The sequence below is a fragment of the Longimycelium tulufanense genome (assembly GCF_014645795.1).
In the GTDB taxonomy this organism is placed as follows: Bacteria; Actinomycetota; Actinomycetes; order Mycobacteriales; family Pseudonocardiaceae; genus Longimycelium; species Longimycelium tulufanense.
The window spans coordinates 129965-146580 of the sequence record NZ_BMMK01000009.1; the positions used below are offsets into that span (position 1 = coordinate 129965).

13 protein-coding genes are annotated in these 16616 nt (G+C 71.0%); 8 read left to right on the forward strand and 5 right to left on the reverse strand.

What is annotated here, in order from left to right; genetic code table 11:
- Positions 1-46: 46 nt before the first annotated feature.
- Entirely contained in the window at positions 47-613 is a 567-nt protein-coding gene (locus tag IEY55_RS11815) for a DJ-1/PfpI family protein (RefSeq protein ID WP_189056992.1), read from the reverse strand.
- A 522-nt stretch (positions 614-1135) separates the two neighbouring features.
- On the reverse strand, positions 1136-2029 hold the full coding sequence (gene ddaH / locus IEY55_RS11820) for a dimethylargininase (protein ID WP_373289996.1): 894 nt from the start codon (positions 2027-2029) through the stop codon (positions 1136-1138).
- 75 nt (positions 2030-2104) lie between these two features.
- On the opposite strand from ddaH, the gene IEY55_RS11825 reads away from it, so the two are divergent.
- The 4 genes from IEY55_RS11825 (at position 2105) to IEY55_RS11840 (ending at position 6792) form a co-directional block, all read left to right on the forward strand.
- Entirely contained in the window at positions 2105-2551 is a 447-nt protein-coding gene (locus IEY55_RS11825) for an Lrp/AsnC family transcriptional regulator (RefSeq protein WP_189056994.1), read from the forward strand.
- Between the two features lie 161 nt (positions 2552-2712).
- Positions 2713-3477, forward strand: coding sequence for an enoyl-CoA hydratase (locus tag IEY55_RS11830; RefSeq protein ID WP_189056997.1), 765 nt, complete (start codon positions 2713-2715; stop codon positions 3475-3477).
- Between the two features lie 343 nt (positions 3478-3820).
- A complete protein-coding gene (locus tag IEY55_RS11835; protein WP_189056999.1) occupies positions 3821-5719 on the forward strand; it encodes a 2-oxoacid:acceptor oxidoreductase subunit alpha in 1899 nt (632 codons plus the stop codon).
- On the forward strand, positions 5716-6792 hold the full coding sequence (locus tag IEY55_RS11840) for a 2-oxoacid:ferredoxin oxidoreductase subunit beta (RefSeq protein ID WP_189057001.1): 1077 nt from the start codon (positions 5716-5718) through the stop codon (positions 6790-6792). The genes IEY55_RS11835 and IEY55_RS11840 overlap by 4 nt, the downstream gene beginning before the upstream one ends.
- Positions 6793-6905: 113 nt before the next feature.
- Here IEY55_RS11840 and IEY55_RS11845 read toward each other — a convergent pair whose 3' ends face one another.
- The gene (locus tag IEY55_RS11845; protein ID WP_189057003.1) at positions 6906-7532 is read right to left on the reverse strand and encodes a TetR/AcrR family transcriptional regulator; all 627 of its coding nucleotides are present in this window, start codon (positions 7530-7532) and stop codon (positions 6906-6908) included.
- Between the two features lie 319 nt (positions 7533-7851).
- Between IEY55_RS11845 and IEY55_RS11850 the strand changes: the two genes are divergently transcribed.
- The 3 genes from IEY55_RS11850 to IEY55_RS11860 all read left to right on the forward strand — a co-directional run bounded on the left by IEY55_RS11850 (position 7852) and on the right by IEY55_RS11860 (position 10827).
- Positions 7852-9393, forward strand: a complete 1542-nt coding sequence (locus IEY55_RS11850) for an MFS transporter (RefSeq protein ID WP_189057005.1) — start codon at positions 7852-7854, stop codon at positions 9391-9393.
- Positions 9386-9787, forward strand: a complete 402-nt coding sequence (locus IEY55_RS11855; protein ID WP_189057007.1) for a DnaJ family domain-containing protein — start codon at positions 9386-9388, stop codon at positions 9785-9787. Before IEY55_RS11850 ends, IEY55_RS11855 begins: the two co-directional genes overlap by 8 nt.
- Positions 9788-10071: 284 nt before the next feature.
- Positions 10072-10827, forward strand: a complete 756-nt coding sequence (locus IEY55_RS11860) for a class I SAM-dependent methyltransferase (RefSeq protein ID WP_189057009.1) — start codon at positions 10072-10074, stop codon at positions 10825-10827.
- A gap of 7 nt (positions 10828-10834) precedes the next feature.
- On the opposite strand, the gene IEY55_RS11865 is transcribed toward IEY55_RS11860, so the two are convergent.
- On the reverse strand, positions 10835-11491 hold the full coding sequence (locus IEY55_RS11865; RefSeq protein WP_229686281.1) for a TetR/AcrR family transcriptional regulator: 657 nt from the start codon (positions 11489-11491) through the stop codon (positions 10835-10837).
- A gap of 170 nt (positions 11492-11661) precedes the next feature.
- On the opposite strand from IEY55_RS11865, the gene IEY55_RS11870 reads away from it, so the two are divergent.
- Positions 11662-13122, forward strand: coding sequence for a carotenoid oxygenase family protein (locus IEY55_RS11870; protein ID WP_189057013.1), 1461 nt, complete (start codon positions 11662-11664; stop codon positions 13120-13122).
- Between the two features lie 248 nt (positions 13123-13370).
- Here IEY55_RS11870 and IEY55_RS11875 read toward each other — a convergent pair whose 3' ends face one another.
- Positions 13371-16604 (reverse strand): sunset domain-containing protein, encoded by a 3234-nt coding sequence (locus tag IEY55_RS11875; RefSeq protein ID WP_189057015.1) that lies wholly within the window; start codon positions 16602-16604, stop codon positions 13371-13373.
- Between the last annotated feature and the right edge of the window lie 12 nt (positions 16605-16616).

The following is a 16616-nucleotide window of genomic DNA, read 5'->3' on the forward strand; positions in this document are numbered from 1 at the left end:
GCCGGGTTGGTGAGGGCCGCCGGGGCCGGGGCGGACGGGGTTGGGGTCAGACGTTGACCGGCGCGTGCTTGCGCAGCAGCTCGACGAAGGCACGCATCCAGGCGGGGTGATCGTTCCACGCACGGGCGGAGACCATGTTGCCGTCGACCACGGGCGCCTCGTCGACGAATGTGCCGCCGTTGACCTCCACGTCGGGGGCACAGTGCGGCCAGGCCGCAACGCGACGGCCGGAGAGGACGCCGAGCGGGGCGAGCGCGACCGCGGCGTGGCAGATGTGTGCGACTGGCTTGTTCTCGGTGAAGAAGTGCTCGACGATCCGGCGGAAGTCGGCGTTCACACGCAGGTACTCGGGCGCGCGGCCGCCGGGCAGCACGAGGGCGGCGTAGTCGGCCGGGTCGACGTCGGCGAGGGCGAGGTCCGCCGGCCAGCAGTGGCCCAGCTTCTCGGTGTAGGTGTCGAAGCCGTCCACGAAGTCGTGCACGACGAACTGGAGCTTCTTGGCGGAGGGCGCCGCGATGTGCACCTCGTAGCCCTCCTCCAACAGCCGCTGGTAGGGGTAGAAGACCTCCAGGTCCTCGGCGGCGTCGCCGGTGACGATCAGCACCTTGGGCATCGGGTTCTCCTCGTTCCATCTGACCGCCGGGATTTCCGGCGCTGGCCATGCTGGTCGCCGGAGCGCCGCCCGAGCCATCCGCCACCGGTGCCATTCCAGCCATCCTGGAAAAGCCGTCCTCAACGCGGTTGCCGGCCGTGCGGGCGCCACCATCGAGGTCCCGCGTTGGCGCGCCATGTCGTTGACGACAGCGGACGTGCCGGACGTACCGCACTTCTTCTCGTGGTGCCGGCCCTTTGCCCTCTCCATACCCCTCGGCGTCGTAGCCCTGGCCTGTCTCGTTGCCGGAGTGGTTGGTCCCCTTGCCCTGGGCCGCGCAACAATCGCAGCTATCGCCGGCAGCGCCATAGCGCGCCGAAAGAAGGGCAAATATGGGGAAGGTCCCCGGCAGGCCGGGGACCTTCGGATCGTCGCGGGGCTCGCCGGAAACTCCGGCGAGCCCCGGGGAACGTGGTGGGTGACAGTCGTCCAGATTGCGGCGTTCGCCTGGTTCGGTCACGGATTTTGCGACCCGGGAAAACCTCAGTCGCGGAGTTCCATGGTGCAGCACTTGGGGCCGCCGCCGGACTTCCGCAGCTCCGAGACGTCCACCAGGACCGGCTCGAAGCCGCGCTCGGCAACCTTCTCCGCCAGGTGCGTCGCCTCCATCGGCAACACCACGTTCCTGCCGTCGGAAACGCCGTTGAGGCCCAGGCACTCCGCGTCCTCAGCGTTCGCGATCACGGCATCCGGGAACAGCCGCCGCAGCACCTGCTGCGACCCCGGCGAGAACGCGTCCGGGTAGTAGGCGACCAGCGGGTGCTCGCTCTGGTCGTCGAGCACGAACAACGCAACATCGAGGTGGTAGTAGCGCGGGTCGACCAGCTGCAGCGACACCACCGGCATCCCGAGCACCTCCTGGGCCTCGGCGTGCGCGCCCGGGTCGGTCCGAAAGCCGGTGCCGGCCAGTAGCAGCGACCCGGTCCAGGCGAAGTCACCCTCCGCCTCGTTGATCTTCTCCGGCATCACCACGCTGCGGTAGCCGTGCTCCAGGAACCAGCGCCGGAAGTGCTCGGCCTCGGCCGCGCGCTGCTCGGCCCGGAACCGCGACCCGAGCACCCGCCCGTCGATCACGGTGCCGGAGTTGGCCGCGAACACCATGTCCGGCAGCCCCGGCTGCGGCTCGATCGTCTCGACGGTGTGCCCGAGCCGCTCGTAGGTCCGCCGCAGCTGCTCCCACTGCTCGACGGCGCGCTCCGTGCTGACCGGCTGGTCGGGCCGCATCCACGGGTTGATCACGTACTCCACGGTGAAGAACCGCGGCTCGCACATGAGGTAACGGCGGCGGGTCGGAACCCGCTCGCCCGCGGCGAACGTGGCACCGGAGGCGGGGTCCGGTGTTCTCGCCCCGAGGGGCGCGTCAAGGGTGGACGACATGATTCGAAATGTATGGTGCGGCAATACCATCGCTCAACGCCGCTTTATTGCGGCAGATGAGGCAGACTGTTGCGTATGGATGCCATAGACCAGCGGATCATTTCGTGTCTCGTCGCGGACGCTCGATCGAGCTACGCGGAGATCGGTGGCACGGTCGGGCTGTCGGCCCCGGCCGTGAAGCGACGGGTGGACAAGCTGCTGGACACCGGTGTCCTACGCGGCTTCACCGCGGTCGTCGACCCGGAGGCACTCGGCTGGGGGACGGAAGCCTTTGTCGAGGTGCACTGCCGGGGGAACGTTACGCCCGGGGAGATCCGCGTCGGTCTGGAGCCGTTGCCCGAGGTCGTCGCCGCCTACACGGTCTCCGGGGCGGCCGATGCGGTCGTGCACCTGCGGGCCGCGGACATCCACCACCTGGAGAGCGCGCTGGAGCGGCTGCGCGCGGTGGAGTTCATCGAACGGACGGTCTCCACGGTCGTGTTGTCCCGCCTGCTCGAGCGCCCTCCCGCCCCCGGCGCCTGACCACACGAGCCACCGGGACCACCCCGGCACCGCCAGTACTGCCCTCCGGGACCGCACGGCCCACCGACCGCGACCACCTCATCCCCGCCGACCCGCATCGATGACCGGCCAGTTGCCAAGCCCACATCGCGCCCGTCCACCAAGGTGGGAAGATCCGGCGCATGACTGACGGAGAGGTCCTCGTCGAGCGGCGCGACGGCGTCGCCGTCGTCACGGTGCACGACCCCGACCGGCGCAACGCGCTCTCGCTGGACCTCTCGGACCAGCTCGCCGACGCCGTGGTGTCGTGCGCGGAGGACGAGCAGGTGTCGGCGCTGGTGGTGACCGGCGCACCGCCGGCCTTCTGCGCCGGTGCCGACCTGACCGCACTGGGTGCGGCCAAGGAGGAAGGCCTGCGCCGGATCTACGCGGGCTTCCTGGCGGTCGCGGCCTGCCCGCTGCCGACCGTGGCCGCGGTCAACGGCGCGGCGGTGGGCGCGGGCCTGAACCTGGCGCTGGCCTGCGACGTCCGGCTGGCCGGCCCGCGGGCCCGGTTCGACGCCCGCTTCCTGCAGCTGGGCATCCACCCCGGTGGCGGCATGACGTGGATGCTGCACCGCCAGGTGGGCCCGCAGACCGCGGCCGCGATGGCGTTGTTCGGCGAGGTGCTGGACGCCGAGGCGGCCGTACGGGCCGGGCTGGCACTGCGCGTCGTCGACGGCGAGCCCACCGACCTGGTGGCCGGGGCCGTCCGGCTGGCCGGCACCGCGGCCGAGGCGCCCCGGGAACTCGTCCTGACCACCAAGCGGACGATGCGCGCGACCGCGGCCATCCCGGACCACCCGTCCGCGGTCGAGGCCGAGCTGCGGCCGCAGGTCGAGTCGATGAACCGGCCGGAGTTCGCCGAGCGGCTGGCCGCCATGAAGGCACGCGTCAGCGGCAGGTAGCAGAGTCGATACCGATCAGTAGACTGTTACCGGCGGTAACAGATAACATCCCCGGCACCCGGCCCTGTGACGCGTACTGCATTGGCAAGGCGCGTGGGCAAGGCCAGCCTTAGCTTGGAGGGATGGCGGTGGGCTGGATGGACGCTGCCGTTGCCTACCGCGTGCGCGGGCACGCGGGCGAGGTCTCACGCACCGGAACAATCCTGTCGGGCGGCTACGCTCGGATCCGGAGCGGGGACGGCCCGTCGACGCCCGTCGGTGCGGCCGGTTACACGCATGGGCGGCGAGCGTACGGTGCGTGCGGCTGCCGCCGCCCGGCCGACACGCGCAAGAGAGGGACCCCATGACCCAGGACGTGGGACTGGACCCGGCCGCCAGCCCAGCACGGCCCACCGAGGTTCGCAGGCTGGACCGCGTGGTCATCCGGTTCGCCGGTGACTCCGGCGACGGAATGCAGCTCACCGGTGACCGGTTCACCTCGGAGGCCGCCGCCTTCGGCAACGATCTCGCCACGTTGCCCAACTTCCCCGCCGAGATCCGCGCCCCGCAGGGCACCCTGCCGGGCGTCTCCAGCTTCCAGCTGCACTTCGCCGACTACGACATCCTGACCCCGGGCGACCGGCCGGACGTGCTGGTCGCGATGAACCCGGCCGCGCTGAAGTCGAACCTCGGCGACCTGCCGCAGGGCGGCACCCTGATCGTCAACACCGACGAGTTCACCAGGCGGAACCTGACCAAGGTCGGCTACGACCGCAACCCGCTCGAGGACGACTCGCTCTCCGCCTACACCGTGCACAAGGTGCCGATGGCGTCGCTGACGCTCGGTGCGGTGTCCGAGACCGGGCTGTCGAAGAAGGACGCCGAGCGGGCCAAGAACATGTTCGCGCTCGGCCTGCTGTCGTGGATGTACCACCGGCCGACCGAGGGCACCGAGGGCTTCCTGCGGGAGAAGTTCGCCCGCAAGCCGGAGATCGCCGAGGCCAACGTGCTGGCGTTCCGCGCGGGCTGGAACTACGGCGAGACCACCGAGTCCTTCGCGGTCACCTACGAGGTGGCGCCGGCCGAGCTGCCCACCGGCACCTACCGGCAGATCACCGGGAACACCGCGCTGGCCTACGGCCTGGTGGCCGCGGGGCAGCAGGCGAAGCTGCCGGTGTTCCTCGGCTCGTACCCGATCACGCCGGCCTCGGACGTGCTGCACGAGCTGGCCAGGCACAAGAACTTCGGCGTCACCACGTTCCAGGCCGAGGACGAGATCGCCGGCATCGGCGCGGCGCTGGGCGCCTCGTTCGGTGGTGCGCTGGGCGTCACCACGACCTCCGGCCCGGGTGTGGCGTTGAAGTCGGAGACCATCGGCCTCGCGGTGATGACCGAGATGCCGCTGGTGGTCTGCGACATCCAGCGGGGCGGCCCGTCCACCGGCCTGCCGACCAAGACCGAGCAGGCCGACCTGCTGCAGGCGATGTTCGGCCGCAACGGCGAGGCGCCGGTGCCGATCGTGGCGCCGTGCTCGCCGGCGGACTGCTTCGACGCGGCGCTGGAGGCGGCGCGCATCGCGCTCACCTACCGCACGCCGGTGTTCCTGCTCTCCGACGGCTACATCGCCAACGGCTCGGAGCCGTGGCTGATCCCGGACGTCGAGCAGCTGCCGGACCTGACGGTGGAGTTCGCCACCGAGCCCAACGCGCCGGACGGCTCCGGCGAGTTCTGGCCCTACCTGCGGGATCAGGAGACGCTGGCGCGGCCGTGGGCGGTGCCGGGCACGCCGGGCCTGGAGCACCGGGTCGGTGGCCTGGAGAAGGCCGACGGCAAGGGCAACATCTCCTACGACCCGGACAACCACGACCGGATGGTGCGGCTGCGGCAGGCGAAGATCGACGGCATCGCGGTGCCGGACGTGGTGGTGGACGACCCGACCGCTGACGCCGAGGTGCTGGCCCTGGGCTGGGGGTCGACGTTCGGGCCGATCGGCGCGGCCTGCCGCCGGGTGCGCCGGCTGGGCATGAAGATCGCCCAGGCGCACGTGCGGCACCTCAACCCGCTGCCGGCGAACCTCGGCGAGGTGCTGGGCCGGTACCGCCGGGTGGTCGTCCCGGAGATGAACCTCGGCCAGTTCGCGTGGCTGCTGCGGGCGAGGTACCTGGTCGACGTCGTCAGCCACACCAAGGTTGCCGGCCTGCCGTTCAAGGCCGAGGAGCTGCAGGGCGTCTTCACCGAGATCATCAAGGGGGCCGCGGCGTGACTGCGATCGATCTGGGGCTGCCCACCATCGCTGGGTTGGCGGGTGTGCCCACAGTGTCCGACTCGGACGTTCCGCAGAAGGCGAAGGACTTCAAGTCCGACCAGGAGGTCCGGTGGTGCCCGGGCTGCGGTGACTACGCGGTGCTCGCGGCGATGCAGGGCTTTCTGCCGGAGCTCGGGCTGCGCCGGGAGAACATCGTCTTCGTCTCCGGAATTGGCTGTTCGTCGCGGTTCCCGTACTACATGAACACCTACGGGATGCACTCCATCCACGGGCGTGCGCCGGCGATCGCCACCGGGTTGTCGGTGGCGCGGCCGGACCTGTCGGTGTGGGTGATCACCGGTGACGGGGACGCGTTGTCGATCGGCGGCAACCACCTGATGCATGCGTTGCGCCGTAACGTCAACCTGAAGATCCTGTTGTTCAACAACCGGATCTACGGGTTGACCAAGGGGCAGTACTCGCCGACCTCGGAGGTCGGCAAGGTCACCAAGTCCACGCCGATGGGGTCGCTGGACCACCCGTTCAACCCGGTGTCGCTGGCGTTGGGTGCGGAGGCCACGTTCGTGGCTCGCGCGCTGGACTCGGACCGCAAGCAGCTCACCGAGGTGCTGCGGGCGGCGGCCCAGCACCGGGGTACGGCGCTGGTGGAGATCTACCAGAACTGCCCGATCTTCAACGACGGCGCGTTCGACGTGCTCAAGGAGCCGGGTGAGCGGGAGCGGCGGATCATCCCGCTGCGCTCGGGCGAGCCGATCCGGTTCGGGGCCGAGGGCGAGTACGGCGTGGTGCGGGATCCGGCGACCGGCTCGCTGCAGGTGCGCAAGGTGGCCGAGGTGGGCGAGGACGCCCTGGTCACCCACGATGCGGCCCTGGACGACCCGTCGTACGCGTTCGCGTTGTCCCGGCTGGGTGGACAGGACCTGGAGCACACGGTGACCGGCGTGTTCCGTGCGGTGTCGCGCACCAGCTACGACGACCTGGCGCGCTCCCAGGTCCAGCAGGCTCACGAGGACAGGGGCGCCGACCTGGCGGCCTTGTTGCGTGGCAGGGACACCTGGACCGTTTCCTGACAGTGCGGGCCTGAAACATCCGGAACATGCCGGTGCGGCCCCGAGGAGCGAACGGCTTCCCCGGGGCCGCACCGGGTTCCGCCGACCCACCCGTGGGCTGCCAGCGCGAGCAGTCACCCAGGGTGTGAAATTGGTTCGCGCGTGCCGAAGAGGGAGTCGAGGTGGTAGCGCAGGACTGCCATGGCTGCTTCCGGGGCGCGTTGGCCGACCAGGACGCTCGTGCCGAGACCGTGGTTCAGGGTGAGGAGCCGCGCGGCTTCGGCGTCCGCGTCCAGCCCCGGCGCCATCTCGCCGTCGGCCTGAGCTTGGCGCAGAACGTCCGCGAGTTGCCGTTCCAGGCGGTTGGGTCCTGCGACGAAGGGTTGCTCGGCGAGTTCGGGGTCGGTCATGGCCAGGACCGCGTAAGAGGTCCAGACGAGGTGGAACGTCCGGCTTTCGGGGTCGATGGGCAGTGCCTCGGTGAGGAACGCCTCGAGGAAGTCGCGCGCTGACAGCGGGCCGGGGAGCTGGGCCTGGCGCGTTTCCCAGCGCTCGTGGCTCTGTCGTTCGAGGTGCTCGAGTGCGGCGTGCATGAGCTGGGCCTTGCTCTGGAAGTAGTACTGCACGAGCCGGAGCGAGACGCCTGCCTCGGCGGCCACCGACCGCATGGTCACCGTGTGCAGACCCGCGCGCCCGGCAACGCGGAGCAGGGCCGCGATGATCTGTGCGCGCCGCTCGGCGTGGTCGACGGTCCTCGGCACGGTCGTCCTTCGCTAGTTGGGCCTGCTTGCTTGGATACTGCCGTCTCGGCAGGGTCGTGGGGCGCGTAGTGATGTCCCGGTCGGCCCGGTGTGACCGGTCGATCGTGAGCCGCTCGGCCGGGCCGCCGCACCCTGCTTCCTTCGTTCGTGCCCGGTGCCGCGCTGTTCAAGCTCATGCCGGCCGCGTTCTCCCACCCTGCTACCGGCGAGGTCTACCGGAGATCATTTCCTTCCTCCCCTGATCGGCGGCAAGGTTATGATACATCTGTATATGATACTGACGTATCGTAACCGCGGCCGCCGCTGGGGGAGCGTGCTCATGGGACCTCGTGAGGCAGCAGACGCCGCCACCCGGGCCGCCACTGTCACGGTGGACGAGCGGCGGCCCGCGGCCGGAGGAGTGGCGGCCCAGGCCGTGCTCGCGCTTGCGTGCGCCGCGCAGTTCATGGTCGTGCTCGATGTGTCGGTCGTGAACGTGGCGCTGCCCTCGATCCAGGCGTCCCTCGGGTTCGACCAAGGCAGCGAGCACTGGATCGTCAACGGCTACGCACTGGTCTTCGCCGGTTTCCTCCTGCTCGGCGGACGCCTTGCCGACCTCTACGGCCGCAAGCGGATCTTCCTGGTGGGGCTGGCGCTGTTCGCCGGCTCCAGCCTGGTGGGCGGGCTGGCGGGCAACCTGGGCACGCTGGTCGCCGCCCGCGCGACACAGGGCCTGGGCGCCGCCGTCCTCGCGCCGGCAACGCTGACGATCCTCACGACCACGTTCCGGGAAGGGGCCCAACGCACTCGGGCCCTGGCGACCTGGACAGCGGTGGGTGCCGCGGGTGGTGCCGCGGGCAACCTGATCGGCGGTGTGTTGACGCAGTTCCTGTCCTGGCGGTGGATTCTGCTGATCAACGTGCCGATCGGCGCACTCGCCATCGTGCTCGCCGCCCGCTACCTGGTCCGAGACCACCGCCGCGATCTGGGGCAGCGGCTCGACTTTCCCGGTGCTGTGCTGGTGACGGCGGGGCTGGCGTCGCTGAGCTACGGCATCACGCAGACGCAGACCCGCGGGTGGAGCGATGTCGTGGCGGTTTCGGCCCTCGGTGCCGGGACTGTGGCGCTGGCCGGGTTCGTTGTGGTCGAGGGCCGGTTCGCGCGGGCTCCGCTGATTCCGTTGCGGTTGTTCCGCGTCCGCTCGGTCTCGACGGGCAACGTGGTGATGCTGCTCGGCGGAGCGTGCCTGATGCCGATGTGGTACTTCCTGTCCCTGTTCATGCAGAACGTGTTGCACTACGGGCCTTGGGAAACCGGCGTGGGGTTCCTCCCACATACTTTGGTGATCATTGTCGGTTCACGCTTGGCGCCGCGGGTCATGGAGTACGTCGATGCGCGGACATTGATCGTAATGGGTGCCGCGTTCGCCGCCGTGGGATTCCTGTGGCAGGGCCACATCTCGCCGGACATTGACTACCTCTCCGGAGTGCTCTGGCCGGGGCTGGTCATTTCCGCGGGTGGTGGATTGCTGATCGCTCCGATCACAACAATGGTCACTTCGAAGGTACGGGAGTCCGACGCCGGAGCGGCCTCGGGCCTGATGAACACCACCAAGCAGGTCGGCGGCGTGCTCGGGCTCGCCGTACTGGTGACTGTTGCCGAGGTAGGGACCACCACGCCCGAGGCCCTGACGGTGGGCTACGGGCGTGCTTTCCTGGCCATTGCGGGAATACTGGGTTTTGTGGCAGTGGTTGCCCTCACTCTTCCGTCCGGGGTGGGACGGCACCGCGGGCCGGCGCGGGGCAACTCGGGCCGGACAGTGCGTCGGGCTCACATGCCGGAGGAAAGTCGCCACCGGGCAGGGAGATCACGCGATGACTGAGCGCAAGCCACCTGGGGTGAGCTTCGAGTCGTGGGTGGAGAAGCAGATCCACGAGGCGGCCGAGCGGGGTGAGTTCGACAACCTTCCGGGCGCCGGAAAGCCGATCCCCGGGCTGGACAAGCCTTACGACGAGTTGTGGTGGGTCAGGGAGAAGATGCGGCGCGAGAACCTCTCCGGCCTGCCACCGACACTGGCACTGCGCAAGGAGGCCGAGGAGGCGCTGGCCGCGGCGTCGCGGGCCGAGTCCGAGCCGGAGGTGCGGCGGATCCTGGCCGCGATCAACACCAGGATCCAGGAGGCGCTCCGGCGGCCACCCGCCGGTCCCCCGCTCGACCTGACGCCCTTCGACGTCGAACGCGTGGTCCGCGAGTGGCACGAGCGCCGCCCGGGCTGAGAGCGACATCCGAGCGCGTGAGGAAAGTCCCGACCGGGCCCGGCGACCGGTCGATGGTGGGTCCTCGGCCGCACCACCGCACGCCGAGGCAATCAACGGAGTGCCGAGGAGGGCAAGCCCAACCGAATCACCACGGCCGTGCGCTGCGGCACTGGCGCCAGCGCCCGGCCAGAACGTTGATCTATAAATCATGTCCTTCTATACGAACTGCTGGCGATACCGTCAAATGTTCCCTTTCTCCAATATCGTGGAAAGTGACGTGACGTCCAGCAGAAAGAGCCGTGATGAACGAGCTCGTGCCGGTCATGGATCCCTTGGGGCCGGACTACGAACGTGCTTTCAGCGTTTTTCTCGAGCACACGAACCAGAAGGATCGCGAACGCGGCTACCTGGCGGACGTGATCGCCGCCCTGCCCGCGCGCGGGTTGGTCATCGACGCCGGGGCGGGCATCGGCACCACGACCGCGTGGCTGGCCTCGAGGTTCGACAACGTGCTGGCCATCGAGCCGAACCCGCACCTGCGCACCCGACTCGTCGACAACTGTCCGCAAGCGAAGGTGCTCGTCGAGCCGATCCTGGACGCCCGGCCCGGGATGCTCGCCAACCTCGTGTTGTGCTCCCACGTCTTCTACTACATCCCGCAGGAGGAGTGGCTCGATCACCTCGACACGCTGGCGTCGTGGCTGGCGCCCGGGGGTGAGGCGGTGGTCGCCCTGCAGCACCCCTGCAGCGACTGCATGTGGATGCTGTGCCATTTCACCGGGCGTCGATTTAATCTCGCCAAGCTCGCGAAAAGTTTTGCCGAGCGGAAAATGGCGGGCTGGTCGGTGAGTATCGACACCGTGCCCGCCACAATTCGTACCCCGAACGTGGCTACCGCCGTCCGTATCGCGGAGTTCGTCCTCAATTCCGCCCCGCTCGCCGATCCGCCGAAGCGGGACCTCCTCCGTGACTACGTGCACGACAACTTCGCCGATCTGGACGGCCGCTGCCAGTTCAGCTGCACCCAGGACTTCCTCCGCGTCCGCCGGGACGCCTGACTCGCGGTCACCCCGAACCTTCCGGTCCGCTCGGTCGGGTGATGGACGTGGGGTCCTCGGCCAGGCCGAGCGCCATGGTGACCAGCAGGGTCGTGAAGACGTGCTCGGGGTCGGCGTGCATGCTGGGGACGAAGCGCCCGGCCAGCTCCAGCATCACGAAACCGTGCAGGGCGCTCCAGAGCTGGGTGGCGACCAGGGTCGGGTCCGCGGGACGGAAGCGGCCCGACTCGATGGCCCGCCGGGTGGCCGCCACGATCGCGTCGAAGGACCTTCGGGCCTCGGGAATCTCCGCGTTGGCCGACGGCTCCCGGCCGCCCGTGAGGGCGCTGAACATGACGGCGTACAGGTGCGGGTTCGCCAGCGCATTGGCGCGGTACGCCAGCGCGAGGTTTCCCAGGTCGATGACCGGGTCATCGGTCGGGGCCACCTCGGCGAGATGCGCGGCGAGCCGGGTGAAGCCCTCTCGCGCGACGGCGGTGAGGAGCTGCTGTTTCCCGCCGAAGTGGGTGTAGACGACCATCGTCGAGGTGCCGACCTCGGCGGCCAGGCGTCGGGTGGTCAGGGCCCCCGGGCCCTGCTCGGCCAGTAGGCGGGCGGCGGCCTCGATCAGGCGGGCGCGGATCGGCGGCTCGTGACCCGGGGAGTCGGCCGGTCGCGACGTCACCCTTGACATCCTGCCATAACAGCGCTATGCATGCTTCATAACATTGTTATTGGCGTCGCTCAGCGGCGCCGGACCAGCAGGGCGTCGCGTCCTGCCGGTGTGTCCACCACCGGCCCGGTGACGGCCCGGTCCGGGGAGTTCCGCCCGCTGTGCGGAAGGAGCCACAGGCCATGGGCAACCCCTTTCTCGACGGCAATTTCGCGCCCGTCCACCAGGAGATCACGTCCACCCAACTCGACGTGGTCGGCACGATTCCCGAGGAGCTGGACGGTCGCTACGTGCGCATCGGCCCCAATCCGGTGCGCGAACCCGATCCCCGCAGCTACCACTGGTTCCTCGGCGACGGCATGGTGCACGGCGTGCGCCTGCGGGGCGGACGGGCCGAGTGGTACCGCAACCGCTGGGTCCGCTCGGCGAGCGTGGCCGACGCCCTCGGTGAGCCGCGCCGGCCCGGGCCGGTCCACGGCGGCCTGGACTTCGCGGCGAACACGAACGTGATCGGCCAGGCGGGGCGCACCCTCGCCCTGGTCGAGGCCGGTCCGGTGCCCTACGAGCTGACCGAGGAGCTGGAGACGGTCGGGCCGTGCGACTTCGACGGCACGCTGCCCGGCGGGTACACCGCCCATCCCCACCGCGACCCGGTCACGGGCGAGTGGCACGCGGTGTCCTACTTCTGGGAGTGGGGCAATCGTGTGCGGTACTCGGTGCTGGGCAACGATGGGCGCATCCGTCGCTCCCTGGACGTCCCGGTCGGCGGGAGCCCGATGATGCACGACTTCTCCCTGACCGAGAACTATGTTGTGTTGTATGACCTTCCGGTCACGTTCGATGTGGAAGGTGCTGCGGCGGGCAGCGTTCCACGTCCTCTTGCCCGAATGTTCGGTCCCCTTGTCGCGCGTCTGATCCGCCGTGGTCTTCCCGCGCCGGTCGCCGCGGCGGGTCGGAGGAGGGCGACGGGACGAGGCCGACTGCGGTTTCCCTATCGCTGGGATCCCCATTATCCGGCGCGGATCGGGGTGCTTCGCCGTGACAGCACGACCGGAAAGGACGTGCGCTGGTTCGAGATCGAACCGTGTTACGTCTTCCACCAGCTCAACGCCTACGAGGACGGCGAGCGCATCGTGCTGGACGTGATCCGCCATCCGCGCATGTTCGCCACGTGGAACGGACCGGCCGAGGGCATACCGACGCTGGAACGCTGGACGGTCGACCTGACCAGCGGTGCGGTGCGCCAGGAGTGCGTCGACGACCGCGGCCAGGAGTTCCCGCAGGTCGACGAGCGCCTTGTGGGATTGCGGCACCGCTATGGCTACAGCATCGGTGTGGGTGGACCGGGCAGCGGGCGCGACACGGTGTTCAAGCAGGACATGGCCGAGGGGCAGGCCGCGGTAACGCGTTCCTTCGGTGCGGGACGGGAGGTCAACGAGTTCACGTTCGTTCCGCGTGCCCCCGAGTCCGCTGAGGATGATGGGATCCTCATGGGCTACGTCTACAACGCCGAGACGGGTCGCAGCGATCTCGTGTTGCTCGACGCGGGCACCCTCGACACCGTGGCTACGATCCACCTCCCGGTCCGGGTTCCCGACGGCTTCCACGGCAACTGGCTGCCCACCGAGGAGATACCTGCGTGACCGCCACCTACGCGGTAGCTACCGCCACCCACGAGGTCAGTGCCTGACCGCCACCGAGAGGTCGCGGCCCCGACCGGGCGAGCTCACGCGCGGGTCCCCTGGCCCGGGGTCCCCCAGTTTCCAGAAGATCACGAAATCGCGCCTGGTGGACAGACGTTTGGCGGCCAATCCTGCCGGCGCAACGCAGAACGGGGGGCGGGACCACCTGGGTCCCGCCCCCCGTTCTCCTTCGTGTCAGCGCTGTCGCGTCAGCGGGGCTGGTTCCAGGCGCGGAAGCCGGCCCGCTCGGCGTCCTCGGTGCTGCGGAACCACACCTCCGCCCGGGTTCTCGCGTAGTACGGCGAGTCGGGCGTGTGGAACAGCATCGACGACGCGCTGGCCTTCACCCTGAAGTCCGGCGACGGCGCGGAGCCGTCCGGGTTCGGCGGCGCCGAGTTGGGCCCGAACGGGGTGGCCGCCGCGGCCATCACCTGCTGGTACCCGCCCCGCACCGGTTCCGCTGCAGCGGAACGCGGTGCCGACGGCACGTCGGGTCGCCCTGGCAGCCCATCGGCCGGAATGGCCGGACCGCTGGACGGCCAAGTCGGCTGCGGTGCCTGCTGCGGCGGCCGCGGCGCCGCCCCGGCACCGGTGCCCGGCTCAGCCGGCCGTGGCCTCGACTGCGGCGACGTCGGCCGGGGCGGGGCCGGCCGCTGCGGTATCGACGGCTGCGGTGCCGCCGGTTTCGGGGTCGACTGCGCCGGCTGTGGGGTCGAGGGCCGAGGCGGCGCCGCAGGTGGGGTCGGCGGGGGCACCGGCCCCTGTGCCTGCGGGCGACCAGCCGCCTCAGGCCGGCTCGGCGAAGCCGGAGCAGGCGGCGTCGATCCCGCGCCAGATGCCGGGCGCGCGCCGGGCGCCGAACCCGCGCCGAAGCCCGCACCGGACGCCGGGCCAGTCTCCGCCACCGAGTCGGGGTCGACCACCGGCTCGAACAGCGAGCGCTGCCGGTCCACACCGGACTGCTGGTCGGCGCCGGTGGGCGACGTCGTCGGCTCGGCCGGCTCGGCCGGCTCGGCCGGTTCCCGCGAAGCCGCGGGCATCCCGGTACTCGTCGACTCGGCCGGACGCGGCGAACCGTTCGGCGTGACCGCCGCGGCTGCTGCCGGCCGGCCGTTGCCCGTGCCGGACGGCCCGGCCGGACGCGGTTGCCCGGCCGGCGGGTCGGGCCGCTCCGCCCGGGACGGCGTCGGGTATCCGGGCCGGTCCCTCAGCGGGCTCAGCGGGTCACCCTGGGGCGGCGTCGCCCGCTCCTGGCCGGACCATTCGCCCGAGGCCGTCGGGAAGTGCTCAGCGGCACCGTCCCGGCGTTGCGCCGGGCGCCGCCACGGGGCACCGGGTTCCTCCTGCTCCACACGCTCCTCCACGCTCGGGATGTCAGGACGCTCCCCCATCGGCTCCCCGCCCGGTTCCCCCGGTTCCGCAACGGTTTCCGCACTCTCACTCGACGCGGCGGGCCCGGCCGGCTCAGCCGTACCACGCATCGCCGGCTCCTCGCCAGCCCCCTCCTCGTTCATCAGGAACTCGCGAGCCAGGTCCTCGTCGGCCGCGTACTCGTCCGGCGCACCGACGCCGGCCGCACTTTCCCCGCTCTCCCAACGCTGTTCGCCACGGTCCCAAGGCTCGCCACGGCCATCCCGGCCCTCCTGGAGGCTCTCCGGGAACTCCGCACGGCGCCGCCAAGAGTCCTCTCGGCTCTCCGACGGTTCCTCGCGACCGTGCCAAGGTTCTTCGCGGCTCTCCCAGCGATCGACGTCCCGTTCCCAGGGCTCGCCGCCGGTCTCGTGCTGCTCCGCACCGGCCGAGCGGTCGATCTGCTCGGCCAGCTCCTCGCCGAGCCGCTCGCCGGTCTCCCGCGGCGGCTCGAACCCGACCACGTTGTCGGCCACGCGGTCCGCATCGCTGCCGTGCTGGCCCGCGTCGTACTCGGCCGTCTCTCGCTCAGCCGTGTCCGGCTCGCCGGCGAGGTCCGGCTCCGCCGGCTCCCCGACCGCCCGCCGCAGCGGGCTTGCCTCTCCTGCGACCGGACCAACCCGCTCCCACGGTGCCCGCACCGGCGGCGTCGTCGGCTCCGGCCGGGGCAGCTGGAAGCCCACCGGCTCGGTACCGGGCTCGACCCGCGGCGGCAGCGGCTCCCCGGCCCGCTCGGTCTCCTCGGCCACGTGGTACGGCGCGTCCTCGTCCTGGGTCACGTCCGGCTCGGGCAGTGCGTGCCGCGGCTCGCGCTCCTCACCCCCGGTGCGCGCGCTCAGCTCGTCCTCGGCGAGCTCCTGGTCGATCAGCTCGCGCTCGGTGAGGGTGTGCTCCTCGAATTCGCCGGACGCGCGGAAGCCGGGCTGGCCGACGGTGCTCTCCCCGCCCTCGGCGTCCCGGGTGTCCTGCTGCGCGATCAGCTCGGCCGACACCGGGCCGGTGGATTCGGCCTCGCCGGCGTCGTTGTCGATCACCTCGTTGACCGGCTCCGGGCTCTCCAGCTCGGGCTCGGGTGGCGCCTGCACCTCGTGCGCGGGCTGCTCCCCGTGCGACCGGTCCCGCTGGTCGCCCTCCGGGGCGGCCCAGTCGCCGGACCGGTCCGAACGGCTCACCCCGCCCTGGCTCAGCTCGGCGGGCGCGGACGGGCCGCGGTCGGCGGGCACCGGTTCGGCGGGCTGGGCGGGTCCGGCCGTCCGGCCGGCCCGGCGGCCCCGCCACGGCTCCACCAGCTCGTAGGGGGTCTCGCCCTCCTCGGCCGTGTCGGCTCGATCCACCGACCACTCGCTCGACGCGGGCTGCAACCCGCTCCCGGTGTCCAGCGGGCGCACGTTGATACGACGCGGGGTAGGCCGCGGGGCGTACTCCTTGTCCTCCATCAGCGGGCTGCCCTCGGGCTGGCTCTCGCCCGGGCGCGCCTGCTCCGGCGCGCCCAGCGCGGCCGCGATCGACGACGACGGATCCTCCGCGGCCGGGCGCGACGGCACCGGCGGCTCCTGCTCGGGTCGCACCTGCGGGATGACGCTGGTGGCTTCCTCGGCCGAGACCGGCGGCGCCGGCTCGGCAGCGGGCCGGGCCGGTTCGGGCCGCTGTTCCTGGGCCGGCCGTGCCGGCTCGGCCGGTGGCGCGGTGAACTGCTCCGCCGCGAACTCCGGTCCCTTGAACTCCTCCGCCGCGAACCCCGCGGTGGCGGGCTGGGCCGGGAGCTCCGGCTCGTGCGGAACCTCCGGGACCGACTCCAGCTGCTCGCGCCGTTCCGGCGGCACCTCGCTCCACACCGGCTCGACCGAGGTCGGCTGGGCCGCGAACGCCGGTCCCTCGGGAATCTCGGCCGACGCGGCGGCGGCCCCCCGCTCGGCATCCAGCTCGGCGAGCCGCTGGCGCGCCGGGCGGGCGAACAACAGCCAGGTGATGAGCGCGCCGGCCAGGAACGCCAGCGCGCTCCACAGCCAGACCTGCCCGAACAGCCACGTCACCGGAAGTCCCTC